Source organism: Tardiphaga sp. vice154, from assembly GCF_007018645.1.
Taxonomy (GTDB): Bacteria; Pseudomonadota; Alphaproteobacteria; order Rhizobiales; family Xanthobacteraceae; genus Tardiphaga.
In genome coordinates this window covers 1,400,650-1,415,041 of record NZ_CP041399.1, presented here as the reverse complement: position 1 = coordinate 1,415,041, position 14,392 = coordinate 1,400,650, and the positions used below count along the sequence as shown (strand labels likewise).

The following is a 14,392-nucleotide window of genomic DNA, read 5'->3' as shown; positions in this document are numbered from 1 at the left end:
GACAGTCTCCAGTGGGTTATGTGCGGTCGGATCGTGAGCGAAATCATTCGGCGGCTTCGGCCATGCCAATCTGCGGATCGAGCGCGCCCGAGCGATAGCGCCGGGCCATTTCGGCCAGCGGGATCACCTTGATCTTGGAGGCGTGGCCGGCGGTACCGAACTGCTCGAAGCGTTCGCGGCACAACTCGCGCATCGCGTCCATGGCCGGCTTGAGGAATTTGCGCGGATCGAACTCGCTCTTGTTCGAGGTTGCGACCTTACGGAACATGGCGGTCATGGCGAGGCGGCAGTCGGTATCGATATTGACCTTGCGCACGCCATGCCGGATGCCGCGCACGATCTCGTCGACCGGCACGCCCCAGGTCGGCTTCATCTCGCCGCCATATTCGTTGAACATGTCCTGCAGCGGCTGCGGCACCGAGGACGAGCCGTGCATTACCAGATGGATGTTCGGCAGCCGGCGGTGGATCTCCTCGACGACATTCATCGCGAGAATCTCGCCATCCGGCTTGCGCGAGAACTTATAGGCGCCGTGCGACGTGCCCATCGCGATCGCCAGCGCATCGACCTTGGTCGCGCGGACGAAGTCGACGGCCTGGTCGGGATCGGTCAGCAGCTGATCATGGCTGACCTTGCCCTCGACGCCGTGACCGTCCTCCTGCTCGCCGCCGCCGTGCTCCAGCGAGCCCAGCACGCCGAGTTCACCCTCGACGGAAGCGCCGATCCAGTGCGCCAGTTCGACGACGCGACGGGTGATATCGACGTTGTAATCGTAATCGGCGGCGGTCTTGGCGTCGGCCTTCAATGACCCATCCATCATCACCGAGGTGAAGCCGTACTTGATCGCGGTGGCGCAGGTAGCTTCCTCATTGCCGTGGTCCTGGTGCATGCACAGCGGAATCTGCGGATACATCTCCTCCAGCGCGTCAATCATCCGCGCCAGCATGATGTCGCCGGCGTAAGATCGCGCGCCGCGCGAGGCCTGGATGATGACCGGCGCGTCCACCGCGGCCGCCGCGTCCATGATGGCGAGGCCCTGCTCCATATTGTTGATGTTGAACGCCGGCACGCCGTAGCCCTGTTCCGCGGCGTGGTCGAGCAATTGTCTCAGCGTGATACGTGCCATGGTCTCCGCTCCCTCATTGACGTTGAGTTCTGCTATTTCGCCCCGCGCTTGCGCTCGATGAGCTGAAGGATCAGCGGCGTCAGGATCAATTGCATCGCCAGGTCGAGCTTGGAGCCATGAATGACGATGGAATTGGCGCGCGACATGAAGCTGTGCGGGATCATCGACAGCAGATAGGGAAAGTCGATGCCGCGCGGCGTCTTGAAGCGGATCACCACCATCGATTCATCCGGCGTGGGAATCCAGCGCGCGATGAACGGGTTCGACGTGTCGACCAGCGGCACGCGCTGGAAGTTGATGTCGGTGTCGGTAAATTGCGGGCAGATGTAATGGATGTAGTCGGGCATCCGGCGCAGGATGGTATCGGTCACGGCCTCGGTGGAATAGCCGCGGTCGCTTCGGTCGCGGTGCAGCTTCTGGATCCATTCGAGATTGATGACGGGGACGACACCGATCTTGAGATCGGCATATTGCGCGACATTGACCTTGTCGGTGACGACGGCGCCGTGCAGGCCCTCATAGAACAGCAGGTCAGATTTTTCCGGCAATTGCTGCCATTCGGTGAAGGTGCCAGGCACGCCGCCATGCCGCGCAGCTTCGATATCATCATGGATGTAATAGCGGGTCCGGCCAGTGCCGGTGGCGCTGTAGTCGCGGAAGGTGGTTTCCAGCTCCTCGAACAGATTGGTTTCGGGACTGAAATGGCTGAAGTGCTTGTTGCCGCGCTCGGATTCTTCCGCCATCCGGGCGCGCATGTCGAGACGGTTATAACGATGGAAGGCATCGCCCTCGATATAGGCCGCCTCGACCTTCTCGCGGCGAAAGATCTGCTCGAAGGTGCGCTTCACCGAGGTGGTGCCCGCGCCTGACGAGCCGGTGATCGAGATGATCGGATGCTTTCGCGACATGAACGCCCCTAGACACGGAAAAGACCTCGTCGCGCGAACAAAGGATTGGCCTTGGTCGCGGCGGCAGGATCCACATGCAGATTTTCGATCCGCCGCACCTTGTTGATCGAACCCATGATCAACGGCACACGCTGGTGGATGGCGTTGGGAGATAGATCGAGGATGCGCTCGCGGCCGGTGGTGGCGGCGCCGCCGGCCTGTTCGACGATCATGGCCATCGGATGCGCCTCGTAGAGCAGCCGCAGCCGGCCCTCGCCATAGCCCTTGCGGGCGTCGGCGGGATACAGGAACACGCCGCCGCGGATCAGGATGCGATAGGCCTCCGCCACCAGCGATGCGATCCAGCGCATATTGAAGTTCTTGCTGCGGGGACCGTCCTCACCGGCCATGCACTCATCGACGAAATCGCGCACCGGCTGTTCCCAATGGCGATAGTTCGACGCGTTGATGGCGTATTCCGCGGTATCCGCCGGGATCCGGACCTGGCGGCGGATGAGCTTGTAGCCGCGCTCGGCGCGGTCGAGCGTGAAGATGTCGACGCCCTCGCCGAGCGTCAGCACCATTGAGGTCTGCGGGCCATAGACGATGAAGCCGGCCGCGATCTGCGCCGTGCCGGGGCCGGTGAACGGCGTCTCGCCGGCTTGGTGCGGCATGATCGAGAAGATCGTGCCCACCGTCATGTTGGTCTCGATATTGGACGAGCCATCGAGCGGATCGTAGGCGATCGAGATCGGCGCCGAGGCGTCGCCATCCTCATGCGTCTCGGCTTCCTCGGAGGCCAGCGCCGCAAAGGGCACCGATTGCAAGGCGTGCCGGATGATCTGGTCGGCGCGAACGTCGAGGTCCTTCTGCACATCGCCGTCGGCATTCTCGCCGCCGTGCGCCGCGCCGGTGATGCCGGCCAGCGCGCCGCGGCCGATCAGGTCGGAGATCTCGATCGAGGCCGTCGCAAACGCGTCCACCGCCGCGGCTACCGCCAGCCGCACGGGATCCTGCCCCGCGAAAGATTTGGTATGCTGAAACAGCGTCAGATGGTCGGTCATGGTCGTCTCCCAGGAAATGCTCCGCCCCTTCTGGCACGAGGCGTTGTGGCATTGACCCGCCCGAAGGCGACCACTCCTGTTGCCCACAGATATTGACGCACGGTGGTAAATAAGGGAAATTTCATTATCTACGACATGATGAAAGTTTTTGTTATATGCCCAAACGCTTTCGCGACGTCTCGATCCGGCAGCTACGGGCGCTCGCGGCGCTGGCCGCGAACGGCAGCATCACCGCCGCCGCGAGCAAGCTGAACCTCACCCAGCCGGCGGTGACGCTGCAGCTGCGCAATCTGCAGGCTCTGGCCGAGCTGCCGCTGATCCAGCGCAGCGGCGACGGCATGCTGCTGACCGACGCCGGGCGCGAAGTGCTGGCGCTGACCGAACGCATCGAGGCGGCGATGGCGGCCTGCGCCACGGCGCTGGAAATGATGGCGGGCAAGACCGCCGGACGGATCTCGATCGGCGCGGTGTCGACCGCGAAATACTTCGTGCCGTTCGCCATCTCGGGGTTTTCCAAACTGTATCCCGACATCGAGGTGCGCCTGACGATCGGCAACCGGAAGGACATCGGCGCGGCGCTGCTCGGCTACGATCTCGACTTCGCCATCATGGGACGGCCGCCGGTCGATATCGAGATGGACGTCCGCCTGATCGGCGACCACCCGCATGTCATCATCGCGCCAACCGGGCATCGCCTGGCGCGAAAGCCGCATCTGGCGCTGAGCGATCTCGCCGGCGAGACGTTTCTCACCCGCGAGCCCGGCTCCGGCACGCGCGGGTTGATGGAGCAATTGTTCGGCGCCGCCGGCATACGGCCGCTGATCGGCATGACGATGAGCAGCAACGAGACCATCAAGCAGGCGGTGATCGCCGGGCTCGGCATCGCCTTCATCTCGGCGCATACGGTGGCGACCGAGCTCGACGAGCGGCGGCTTACGATGCTCGACGTGGTCGGGCTGCCGATCATCAGGCAATGGTTCGTGGTCTCGCGCCAGGACAAGGTGCTGCTGCCGCCGGCGCAGGCGATGCGACAGTTTCTCGGCGAGCGCGGCGCGGAGTTCCTGCCGCATACGCGACGGCGGCGATTGACGCGACCGTCAAAGCAGGATTGATCAATTGATCGTCTGACGTCAGGCTATGGCCTGTCGGATATCAAGGATGCGCCATGACCGACCAGCCCAGCGAAGCCGCCCCCGAAAGCGTGGTCAACGCGCTTTACTTCGGCACCAAGACCCTGCACGTCGAAGCCGAACGATCCGGCGTCATCAGCGACCTGCTGCGCGGCGAGGCGAGCCGCGACGGCTACATCCTGCTGCATCGCATTCTGCTGACGGCCTATCAGGCACTGGAGCGCGGACTCGAACACCACCGCGCGACGCCGAGCCTGAAGGCACTCGCGCAGTACCGGCTGGAGCGCTCGGCTGCCTTGGAGGCCGACCTGGTGGCGCTGTGCGGCGGCAGCTTTGCCGGCATTCCAATATTGCCGGAAGGCGAACGCTACGCGCAGCGCATCGACGCCTGCGCCGACGGCGACGGCGCGCGGCTGATCGCGCACGCCTATACGCGCTACCTTGGCGACCTCAATGGCGGCCAGATCCTGAAGCGCCTGCTGATGAAAAAGCCGGGACTGCGAGCGGCGGAGTTATCGTTCTACGATTTCCCGGACGCGCCCGATCTGACGGCGCTGAAGACCGAGTATCGCAACGCCCTCGACCAGGCCGGCACGCTGGTCGCCGATCCGCAGGCAGTGATCGACGAAGGCAGGCTCGCGTTCCAGCTCAATATCGAACTGTCCTGGGCGGTGCAGAACGCTTTGCTGCCGGAAGCGGCGAAATAGCAAAGCCCGCCGAAGATTTTTGATACTTCGACCAGAATTCGAAGGTCGCAGCTCGATCGTCCCCTCTCCCACAAGCAGCGCAGCTGCGTCCGGGGGGAGAGGGGAAAAGAACGGCGCCTCAGCCGAATGGCGGGTTGAGGCGGACGATCGTGAAATTCAGGAACGCGGCGAACGAGACCCATAAGAGATAGGGCAGCAGGCACAGGCTCGCCGTCTTCGACAGCCGCCAGAACACCACCATCGGCAGCGCGATCGCCAGCCACAGGAAGCCGACTTCGGCCAGCGCCCAGTCCGGCCGCTTCAGCGCGAAGAACAGCGCACTCCACAGCAGGTTAAAGCCGGCATTGACAGCAAACAGGCCGATGATCCAGGCGTGCTGCGCTCTGTCCGTCGTGGCGCGCCAGACCGATACTGCGGAGACGACGGCGAGCGCAAAAATCGTCGTCCACGCCGGGCCGAACACCCAGTTCGGCGGCTGCCAGGACGGTTTAGTCAGGCCGCGATACCATGGGCCGATGTCCGTGAGCAAGCCGCCGATCGTGATGACGGCAAACGCGGCCAGGGTGGCGACCAGCAGCGGCTTCCACACGGGCCCGCGGGCAGCGGCGCGCAACTCCGTCATGCCCAACTCACCAGCGGCGGCATCGAACTCAGGATGGTCTCGATATTGCCGCCAGTCTGCAGGCCGAACACGGTGCCCTTGTCGTATAAGAGGTTGAACTCGACATACAGTCCGCGCAGCGCCAGTTGCTGCGCGCGCTCAGCGTCGGTCCACGGCTCCATCATGCGGGCGCGCACGAGCTTCGGATAGATATCGAGAAACGCCGAACCGACATCGCGGGTAAAGGCAAAGTCGTTGTCGAAATTTCCGCTGTTGAGGTGGTCGTAGAAAATGCCGCCGACGCCGCGGGCCGTGCCGCGATGCGGCAGGAAGAAGTAGGTGTCGGCCCAGGCCTTGAACTTCTCATAATAGGCGGGATCGTGGGCGTCGCAGGCTTTACGCATGGCCGCATGAAAGGCGATGGTGTCCGGCGCCTCGGCGGTGCGCTGCTCAGGCAGCATCGGCGTCAGGTCGGCGCCGCCGCCGAACCAGCCCTGCGAGGTCGACAGAAACCGCGTGTTCATGTGCACGGTAGGCACGCGCGGGCTGCGCGGATGCATGATCAGGCTGATACTGGTCGAGACATACTCGAGCTCGACGCCGTCGCCGGGCATCACCTTGGCCATTTCAGGGGTCAGCCGGCCATTGGCGGATGACGTATGGATGCCGATCTTCTCGAACAGCCGGCCGCCGCTCAGGAAGCCGCCGGTGCCGCCGCCGCTCCCGGTCGCCCGCGTCCAGGGCTTGTAGGTGAAGGTGGCGGGTTGGCCGGGGAACACCTCGCCGGGCGCCTCCCGCTCCAGCGCCTCGACCTCGGCGCAGATCTGGTCGCGCAGCGACTCGAACCAGACTTTGGCTTGAGCGCGCTGTGGCTCGGCGGGATGGCTGGGATCGGGAGTCATCTGGTCCATGCGGTGTTGTTACGTCAATGAACGCGACTTTTCCAGCGTCGGCGCGTTGGGTTATCGTAACGACCCTTGCCGCGTTGCAGTATGTACTTGCCGCGCCAACAGCCGTATCAGAAAATCATCCTTCGCGCCGTCGCCAACCCGGAAACCGCCGCCTTGACCCAGTCCCCGACCGCCAAACCGTTCCTCGACGTGCTCCATGGCCACCGCCAGACCGTGCCCCCGCTATGGATGATGCGGCAGGCCGGGCGCTATCTGCCGGAATATCGCGAAGTCCGCGCCCAGGCCGGCGGCTTTCTCGACCTCTGCTTCAATCCCGATTTTGCCGCCGAAGTGACGCTACAGCCGATCCGGCGGTTCGGCTTCGACGCCGCGATCATTTTCTCTGACATCCTGGTGATCCCCTACGCGCTCGGCCGCTCGGTGCGCTTCGAAGTCGGCGAGGGCCCCAGGCTCGATCCTCTGGACACGCCGGAACTGGTGGCAACGCTGAACCCGCAGGCCGACTTCGGAAAGCTCGAGCCGGTCTACGAGGCGCTGCGCCGGGTTCGCGCCGCGCTCGACCCGAAAATCACGCTGATCGGCTTCTGCGGCGCGCCGTGGACGGTGGCGACCTACATGGTGGCGGGCAAGGGCACGCCGGACCAGGGCCCGGCGCGGATGATGGCGTACCGTCATCCCGACGCCTTCGCGAAAATTATCGACGCGATCGTCGAGAACTCGATCACCTATCTGCTCAGCCAGCTCGCCGCCGGCGCCGACGTGCTGCAGATCTTCGACACCTGGGCGGGCATCCTGCCGGCGCGCGAATTCCAGCGCTGGTCGGTGGAGCCGACCAGGCGCATCGTCGAGGGCGTGCGCGCCAAAGTGCCGGGCGCGAAGATCATCGGCTTTCCACGCGGCGCCGGCGCGATGCTGCCGGGCTATGTCGAGGCGACCGGCGTCGATGCCGTCAGCATCGACTGGGCGGCGGAGCCCGCGTTCATCCGCGAGCATGTGCAGAGCAAGGTGGCGGTGCAGGGCAATCTCGATCCGCTGGTGCTGATCGCCGGCGGCGACGCGCTCGATCGCGCGATCGACGACGTGCTGGCGAATTACGCCGGCGGGCGGTTCATCTTCAACCTCGGCCACGGCATCCAGCCCGAAACGCCGGTGGCGCATGTCGAACAGATGGTGAAACGGGTGCGGGCTTTTCGAGGGTAGTTGTTTTGCACCGGCCATGCGCCCCCTCGCCCCCTAGCGAAGCTTCGCTTCGCTAGGGGGCGAGGTAAGAGCGCATCTACTTTGCCGCCTGCTTGCCATCGATGAAGCTGACCTCGACGCCCTTCTTCACGGACGCGGCCAGCCGCGCCACGTCCCAGTTGGTCAGTCGCACGCAGCCATGCGAGTCGCTCTTGCTGACGCGCGAGGGATCCGACGTTCCATGGATGCCGTAGCTCTTCTCCGACAGTCCGATCCAGGTGCTTCCGACCGGATTGTTCGGGCCGCCCTGGATACGGAAAGGCTTGGTCGATTTCACGCCCTTGAACTTGTATTTCGGATCGTAGCGATAGGTCGGATTGGCATCGATCGAGACTATCTTGAGCACGCCGGACGGCGTCGGCTTTTCCTCGCTGCCGACGGACGCCGGATAGAACGCGACCAGTGCATTGTCCTTGTCGAAGGCCTTCACGGTCTGGCGCGTCTTGTCTACCTCGATGCGCGAGACCATGAACGGTGCACTCGCGCCGGGATTGACGATGACGATGCTGTCGCCGGCCCGATCGAATTTCTGCTTCGGATTGAGTTCGGTCAGCAGGTCCTGGCTCATGTGAAACCGCTCGCCCAGCGCCTCCCTGGCGCTGGTGTAACCCAGCGACTTCAAGCCCTTCATGTCTTCCATCTTGACCGGCAGCTTATCGAGGAACGGCCCCTTCACGTCCTGCTCGGTGAGGACATAGTCCGTCGTGACGGGATCGCTCGCCTGCGCCTGCAGCTTTGTCCAGATTTCCGGCGTCAGCGCCTTGCCCGACGGCAGGCTGTTGGCTTCGGCGAAGGCCTGTAGAGATTTTTCGACATTGTCGCCGAAATGACCGTCGATCTCGCCCGGCGAGAAATGCGCGCGGTCGAGCAGTACCTGCACCTTGACGGCGAGCGCGGTAGGCCTGTCCCCGGCGGGAATCTTGCCGGTAAAAGCCGCAGCGTTGATCGTATCCGGGCTAAGTCCTGCAGCGAACAGCGGGCCGCTCGCCAGTAGCGTCAATCCGAAAGCCGCAATCAATCGTCGCATCTGTTTGCCCTGGGTATATCGACGCGCGGTTGGGGCGCGTGGGACAAGACCGCGAAGCGATGGGAGTTCCATCGCCGCTTCAATCGGCCGTCGTGACAGCCCATTCGATAGCTGTTAGTAGCCTTTGTTCTTCCCCCGTCCTCGTGACCATCGGACTTTCCGCTGCCCCGCACCCGTTCGCCAGACCGCCTGCTGCGCGCGCTGCTCACCTTCGAGCCGCCCGTAGCGGCACGCTACGCGCTGGCAACACTGGCCGTCGCCGTCGCCACCCTGATCCGCGCAGCCCTGCCGGTCACGGGGGTGCCTTACCTGCCGTTTTTTCCGCTGCTGATGGCGACCGGCTTCGTGCTCGGCTTCGGCCCGGGGCTGTACGCGACATTGCTATCGGCGGCGATGGCGACCTGGCTGTTCGCCGGGGCGGGCAACGACATCGGCGACGGCGACATCTGGTTTGGCGGCGTGCTGTACGCGCTGGTCGGCGCCTTCATGGTGGCGGTCTGCGCGGCCCTGCGCACCGCGCTGCGCAACCGCGACGCCGACATCGCGGCGTTGGTCGAAACCGAAGACCGGCTGGCGCAGAGCGAGGAGCGCCTGACGGCGGCGCTCGGCGCGGCCGGGATGATCGGCGTGTGGGACTGGGACCTGAAGGGCGATGTGGTGCACTCCGATGCCAATTTCGCCCGCATCTACCATGTCGATCCGCAGCTGGCCGAGGCCGGCGCGCCCATCTCCACCTTCGTCGGCAGCTTTCATCCCGACGACGTGCCAGTGTTCCAGGCCACGCTGAAACGGGCCATGGACGGCGCCGATGATTTCGCCTGCGAATACCGCATCCGGCAGCCGGACGGATCGATCCGCTGGATCCTGGCCCGCGGCCGGGTGATCCGCGATCGTGCCGGCCAGCCCGCACGGTTGCCGGGGGCTGCGATCGACATCACGGATCGCAAGGCTGCCGACATCCGCCAGCAGGCCCGGGTCGCGCTCGACGACCGGCTGCGCGATCTCGACGACATCGCCGAGATGTCGTTCGCCGCCGCCGAAATCCTTGGCACCACACTGCAGGTCAGTCGCGCCGGCTACGGCACCATCGATCCCCGCAACGAGACCATCCACATCGAACGCGACTGGAACGCGCCGGGCATCAAGAGCCTCGCCGGCGTGCTGCATTTCCGCGACTACGGCTCTTACATCGACAATTTGAGGCGCGGCGAAACCGTAGCGATCGGAAACGTGTATGACGACCCGCGCACCGCGGCGGGCGGCGACGCCCTGAAGGCGATCAGCGCGCAGTCCTTCGTCAACATGCCGGTGACCGAACAAGGCGGCTTCGTGGCGTTGTTCTATCTCAATCACGCCGAACCGCGCCCCTGGAGCGCCGACGAACTCGAACTGATGCGCGACTTCGCCGAGCGCACCCGTACCGCAATCGAGCGTCGCCGCGCCGAACAGGATTTGCGCACGCTGGCGTCGTCGCTGGAACTGCAGGTCGAGGCACGCACGGCCGAACTGCGCGAGAGCGAGGCCAGCCTGCGGCAATCGCAGAAGATGGAAGCGGTCGGCCAGCTCACCGGCGGCGTCGCGCATGATTTCAACAATTTGCTGCAGGTGATTTCCGGCAATCTGCAACTGCTCGGCCGCGACATCGCGGACAATGCCAAGGCGCAGCGCCGCGTCGACAACGCCAGCGCCGCGGTCGCGCGCGGCGCCAAGCTGGCCAGCCAATTGCTGGCGTTCGGCCGCCGGCAGGCGCTGGAGCCGAAAGTGATCAATATCGGCCGGCTCGTCACCGGCATGGACGAGCTGCTGCGGCGCTCGCTTGGCGAGGCCGTGGAGATCGAGCCGGTGGTTTCCGGCGGGCTGTGGAATACGCTGATCGATCCGACCCAGGTCGAAAACGCGCTGCTCAACCTGGCGATCAACGCGCGCGACGCCATGCGCGACACCGGCAAGCTGACTATCGAGGTCGGCAACGCACATCTCGACGACACCTATGCGCGCACCCACGACGACGTGGCCCCCGGGCAATATGTGGTGCTGGCGGTGACCGACACCGGCACCGGCATGCCGCCGGAAGTGCTGGCGCGGGTGTTCGAGCCGTTCTTCTCCACCAAGCCGGAAGGCCATGGCACCGGGCTGGGGCTCTCGATGGTCTACGGCTTCGTCAAGCAGTCGAAGGGCCACGTCAAGATCTACAGCGAGGTCGGCCAGGGCACCACGATCAAGCTGTACCTGCCGCGCGCCGACCGCAGCGAGGACGTCATCGCGCCGGCCGAAAACACGCCGATCGTGGGCGGCACCGAGACCATCCGCCGAGGACGATGCCGGCGTACGCGCGGTCGCGGTCGATCTGCTCACCGAGCTCGGCTACCGCGTGCTGACCGCGCATGATGCGGCGAGCGCGCTGGCTATCGTCGAGAGCGGCGTGGCGATCGACCTGTTGTTCACCGACGTGGTGATGCCCGGTCCGCTCAAGAGCCCGGAGCTGGCGCGCCGCGCGCGCGAGCTATTGCCGAAGCTCGTGGTGCTGTTCACCTCTGGCTACACCGAGAATGCCATCGTCCACGGCGGTCGCCTCGACGCCGGCGTGGAGCTGCTGCCGAAGCCCTATACGCGGGAATCGCTGGCACACAAGATCCGGCGGGTGCTGGAGAAGGTGTAGGCCTGCGCGGACAAGCGTCTCGCTCTTTCTTCCTTCTCCCCTTGTGGGAGAAGGTGGCGCGGACGAAGTCCGCGACGGATGAGGGGTAGCCATGAAGCTCGGTGTCTTTGGCTACCCCTCACCCGTCTCGAATGCGCTGCGGGCATTCGATCCACCCTCTCCCACAAGGGGAGAGGGAAGGAAGCAAGAGCGCCCGCGTCTTTTCAATAAATCACCGGCTCTTTCACCTTGCCGCCGAACGCCGTTTCGAGAAAATCGAAGTCGCAACCGTCATTGGCCTGCTGGATGTGTTTGGTGAACATCCAGCCATAGCCGCGCTCATAGTGCCGCTGCGGAGCAGTCCAGGCCGCGCGGCGCCTGGCCATTTCTTCATCCGAAACTTCCAAATGGATAATGCGGGCATCGACATCCAGCGAGATGATGTCACCATTCTCGACCAGCGCAAGCGGGCCGCCGATCCAGGATTCCGGCGCGACGTGCAGGATGCAGGCGCCGTAGCTCGTACCGCTCATCCGCGCATCCGACAGTCGCACCATGTCACGGACACCCTGCTTCACCAGTCTGGTCGGGATCGGCAGCATGCCCCATTCCGGCATGCCCGGCCCGCCTTGCGGCCCGGCATTGCGCAGGATCAGCACGTGGTCGGCCGTGACGTCGAGATTCTCGTCATCGACGGCTTTTTTCAACGAGGGATAATCATCGAACACCAGGGCCGGGCCGGAGTGCTTGAGGAAGCGCGGCTCGCAGGCCGAGGGTTTGATGACGCAGCCGTCCGGCGCCAGATTGCCCTTCAGTACCGCCAATGCGCCCTCGGCGTAGATCGGATTCTCGATCGTGCGGATGATGTCGTCATTGTGGACCTGGGCGTCGGCGATGTTCTCGCCGATCGTCTTGCCGGTTACCGTCAGCGCGTCGAGATGCAGATGATCCCTGATGCGGCTCATCAGTGCCGGCAGCCCGCCGGCGTAATAGAAATCCTCCATAAGGTACGTATCACCGCTCGGCCTGACATTGGCGATGACAGGCACCTTGCGGCTCGCGGTCTCGAAATCATCGAGCCCGATGTCGTGGCCTGCACGGCGCGCCTGCGCGATCAGATGGATGATCGCATTGGTCGAGCAGCCCATCGCCATCGCCACCACGATGGCGTTCTCGAAGGCGTGGCGGGTCTGGATTTTCGCAGGGGTCAGGTCCTCCCACACCATTTCGACGATGCGGCGGCCGCATTCACTGGCCATGCGGATGTGGCCGGAATCGGCGGCGGGAATCGACGACGCGCCGGGCAGCGACATGCCGATCGATTCCGCGATCGCGGTCATAGTGCTCGCGGTGCCCATGGTCATGCAGGTGCCATAGCTGCGCGCGATGCCGCCTTCGACCTCGACCCATTCCTTGTCGGAGATCTTGCCGGCGCGGCGTTCGTCCCAGTATTTCCAGGCGTCCGAGCCGGAGCCGAGCGTCTTGCCCTTCCAGTTGCCGCGCAGCATGGGACCGGCCGGCAGATAGATCGCGGGATAGCCGGCGCTGGTCGCGCCAAGCAGCAGGCCCGGCGTAGTCTTGTCGCAGCCGCCCATCAGCACGACGCCATCGACGGGGTGGCCGCGCAGCAATTCCTCGGCGTCCATCGCCAGCATGTTGCGATAGAGCATGGTGGTCGGCTTCAGGAAGGATTCCGACAGCGACAGCGCCGGCAGCTCCATCGGAAAGCCGCCAGCCATCAGGATGCCGCGCTTGACGTCCTCGACGCGGGTCTTGAAGTGCATGTGGCAGGGCTGCGCATCCGACCAGGTGTTGAGGATGGCGATGACCGGCCGGCCCTTCCACTCCTCCGGCGCATAGCCCTGCTGCATCGCCCGCGAGCGGTGCCCGAAGGCGCGCAGATCATCGGGCGCAAACCAGCGCGCGCTGCGCAACTGATCCGGGTTCTTCTTCGTCCTGGTCATTCCTGGTCCCTGATTTTTCGATTCGTTGGGCGAAGTTTGATCGCATCGCGGCCACGGTGTCGCGATCTTTTCGGCCGAGGCGGCGGACGTGTTGCCACATCGCGACGCTGTGGAATACGCTGCCATCGATCGCAGGTGGCATGGCTGGATCGACGGATGGTCAATGGGCGAGGCATAACGGCTCGGGACGGATGCGGGGGGGACCAACAGGCAGCGCTCCTCGCCATCGCCATGATGCTCTTCGCGTCGATGGCGCTGAGCGCGCCTGCCTTCGGCAAGGCCAGTGACGACGACGATGACGACCCGTCGAATTCGGAGACCGTTCCCAATCTGTATCTCGACCTGATGACAACCTACGGCACCCTGCCGGCCGGGGCGATCGGCATCGGCTTCCAGAATTTCAGCGCCCTGCCGACGCTGTCTTCACCCGCCAGCCAGTCGGTCACCGTCAACGCCCCGATCACCCTCGACCTCACCGACCGCATTTCGGTCTATGGCGGCGTCAGCTCCACGACGTCGCGCACCGATGCGACGTCATGGAGTTCGCTCATTGCCACCGCCTGGAATGTCGGCCTGCAGGCCGACGTGATCCAGCAGAACGGCGGTACGTTGCCGACCATCACCGTGCAGGCCACGCTGTCGCGCTCGATCCAGGCCAGCGTATTGGCGACCACGACCCTCACCACCATTCTCGAGGCCGACTATGCGCTCGACCCCGACGCCACCACCGGGCTGCTGGCCGGCAGGCGCTATGTGAACGTCGCCGTCGATACCGATCTCGCCAGCGTGAAACCCTCGATCATCGGCTATCTCGGCGGCTACTATCAGTGGCCGAGCAACTGGAAGCTGTCCGGCCGGTTCGGCGTGCAATCCTTCGGCGGCGCGCAGCTCGTGAACCGGAGCCCGGTCGCGCCGTTCACCCAGCCCATCATCCGCCTCGATCTCGAGCGCATGGACGACGACGACAACCGGCTGTTCGGACTTACCTTCGAAGTCGCCTGGGTGCCGAAGCCGGCCTATCAACTGACGATGCGCACCCCGCTCTATGCCATCAAGAACTGACCGATAGCTGCCAACGGCCGTCAACGAGCAGTGAGA

Annotated in this window: 11 protein-coding genes and 2 pseudogenes; 6 read left to right on the top strand and 7 right to left on the bottom strand. The window is 64.6% G+C overall.

What is annotated here, in order from left to right; genetic code table 11:
• Positions 1–43: 43 nt before the first annotated feature.
• From fba to FIU28_RS06600, 3 genes are read right to left on the bottom strand one after another with little or no spacing between them, the layout of a single operon-like run.
• Positions 44–1,126, bottom strand: a complete 1,083-nt coding sequence (fba, locus tag FIU28_RS06610) for a class II fructose-bisphosphate aldolase (protein WP_143572203.1) — start codon at positions 1,124–1,126, stop codon at positions 44–46.
• Positions 1,127–1,158: 32 nt separating this feature from the next.
• Positions 1,159–2,034, bottom strand: coding sequence for a phosphoribulokinase (locus tag FIU28_RS06605; RefSeq protein WP_143572202.1), 876 nt, complete (start codon positions 2,032–2,034; stop codon positions 1,159–1,161).
• 8 nt (positions 2,035–2,042) lie between these two features.
• A complete protein-coding gene (locus FIU28_RS06600; protein ID WP_143572201.1) occupies positions 2,043–3,077 on the bottom strand; it encodes a class 1 fructose-bisphosphatase in 1,035 nt (344 codons plus the stop codon).
• A 155-nt stretch (positions 3,078–3,232) separates the two neighbouring features.
• On the opposite strand from FIU28_RS06600, the gene FIU28_RS06595 reads away from it, so the two are divergent.
• Together FIU28_RS06595 and FIU28_RS06590 are read left to right on the top strand one after the other, a co-directional pair.
• Positions 3,233–4,189: a LysR substrate-binding domain-containing protein gene (locus FIU28_RS06595; RefSeq protein ID WP_143572200.1), complete on the top strand. Its 957-nt coding sequence runs from the start codon at positions 3,233–3,235 to the stop codon at positions 4,187–4,189.
• A 53-nt stretch (positions 4,190–4,242) separates the two neighbouring features.
• Positions 4,243–4,914: a biliverdin-producing heme oxygenase gene (locus tag FIU28_RS06590; protein ID WP_143572199.1), complete on the top strand. Its 672-nt coding sequence runs from the start codon at positions 4,243–4,245 to the stop codon at positions 4,912–4,914.
• A gap of 118 nt (positions 4,915–5,032) precedes the next feature.
• On the opposite strand, the gene FIU28_RS06585 is transcribed toward FIU28_RS06590, so the two are convergent.
• Both FIU28_RS06585 and hemF read right to left on the bottom strand, forming a co-directional pair.
• The gene (locus FIU28_RS06585) at positions 5,033–5,536 is read right to left on the bottom strand and encodes a TspO/MBR family protein (RefSeq protein WP_143572198.1); all 504 of its coding nucleotides are present in this window, start codon (positions 5,534–5,536) and stop codon (positions 5,033–5,035) included.
• Positions 5,533–6,426 carry an oxygen-dependent coproporphyrinogen oxidase gene (gene hemF / locus FIU28_RS06580; RefSeq protein WP_210245481.1) on the bottom strand — a complete coding sequence of 298 codons (894 nt, stop codon included), beginning with the start codon at positions 6,424–6,426 and terminating at the stop codon, positions 5,533–5,535. Before hemF ends, FIU28_RS06585 begins: the two co-directional genes overlap by 4 nt.
• A 153-nt stretch (positions 6,427–6,579) precedes the next feature.
• On the opposite strand from hemF, the gene hemE reads away from it, so the two are divergent.
• Positions 6,580–7,626 (top strand): uroporphyrinogen decarboxylase, encoded by a 1,047-nt coding sequence (gene hemE / locus FIU28_RS06575; RefSeq protein ID WP_143572197.1) that lies wholly within the window; start codon positions 6,580–6,582, stop codon positions 7,624–7,626.
• 76 nt (positions 7,627–7,702) lie between these two features.
• Here hemE and FIU28_RS06570 read toward each other — a convergent pair whose 3' ends face one another.
• Positions 7,703–8,692 (bottom strand): L,D-transpeptidase family protein, encoded by a 990-nt coding sequence (locus FIU28_RS06570; protein WP_143572196.1) that lies wholly within the window; start codon positions 8,690–8,692, stop codon positions 7,703–7,705.
• A gap of 330 nt (positions 8,693–9,022) precedes the next feature.
• Between FIU28_RS06570 and FIU28_RS27315 the strand changes: the two are divergent.
• A pseudogene (locus FIU28_RS27315) lies at positions 9,023–9,634 on the top strand (PAS domain-containing protein); the annotation flags it as partial.
• Between the two features lie 78 nt (positions 9,635–9,712).
• Positions 9,713–11,339 (top strand): annotated as a pseudogene (locus FIU28_RS06565) (ATP-binding protein); the annotation flags it as partial.
• Between the two features lie 215 nt (positions 11,340–11,554).
• Here the strand turns inward: FIU28_RS06565 and araD are convergent.
• Complete coding sequence (araD, locus tag FIU28_RS06560; RefSeq protein ID WP_143572195.1) at positions 11,555–13,294, bottom strand: L-arabinonate dehydratase; 1,740 nt, start codon at positions 13,292–13,294, stop codon at positions 11,555–11,557.
• Positions 13,295–13,525: 231 nt separating this feature from the next.
• Between araD and FIU28_RS06555 the strand changes: the two genes are divergently transcribed.
• Positions 13,526–14,356: a hypothetical protein gene (locus FIU28_RS06555; RefSeq protein ID WP_246660895.1), complete on the top strand. Its 831-nt coding sequence runs from the start codon at positions 13,526–13,528 to the stop codon at positions 14,354–14,356.
• Positions 14,357–14,392 lie beyond the last annotated feature (36 nt).

Coding starts and splice junctions, on each gene's coding strand:
- fba (WP_143572203.1), bottom strand. CDS start 1,126: ATGGCACGTATCACGCTGAGACAATTGCTCGACCACGCCGCGGAACAG.
- FIU28_RS06605 (WP_143572202.1), bottom strand. CDS start 2,034: ATGTCGCGAAAGCATCCGATCATCTCGATCACCGGCTCGTCAGGCGCG.
- FIU28_RS06600 (WP_143572201.1), bottom strand. CDS start 3,077: ATGACCGACCATCTGACGCTGTTTCAGCATACCAAATCTTTCGCGGGG.
- FIU28_RS06595 (WP_143572200.1), top strand. CDS start 3,233: ATGCCCAAACGCTTTCGCGACGTCTCGATCCGGCAGCTACGGGCGCTC.
- FIU28_RS06590 (WP_143572199.1), top strand. CDS start 4,243: ATGACCGACCAGCCCAGCGAAGCCGCCCCCGAAAGCGTGGTCAACGCG.
- FIU28_RS06585 (WP_143572198.1), bottom strand. CDS start 5,536: ATGACGGAGTTGCGCGCCGCTGCCCGCGGGCCCGTGTGGAAGCCGCTG.
- hemF (WP_210245481.1), bottom strand. CDS start 6,426: ATGGACCAGATGACTCCCGATCCCAGCCATCCCGCCGAGCCACAGCGC.
- FIU28_RS06570 (WP_143572196.1), bottom strand. CDS start 8,692: ATGCGACGATTGATTGCGGCTTTCGGATTGACGCTACTGGCGAGCGGC.
- araD (WP_143572195.1), bottom strand. CDS start 13,294: ATGACCAGGACGAAGAAGAACCCGGATCAGTTGCGCAGCGCGCGCTGG.
- FIU28_RS06555 (WP_246660895.1), top strand. CDS start 13,526: ATGATGCTCTTCGCGTCGATGGCGCTGAGCGCGCCTGCCTTCGGCAAG.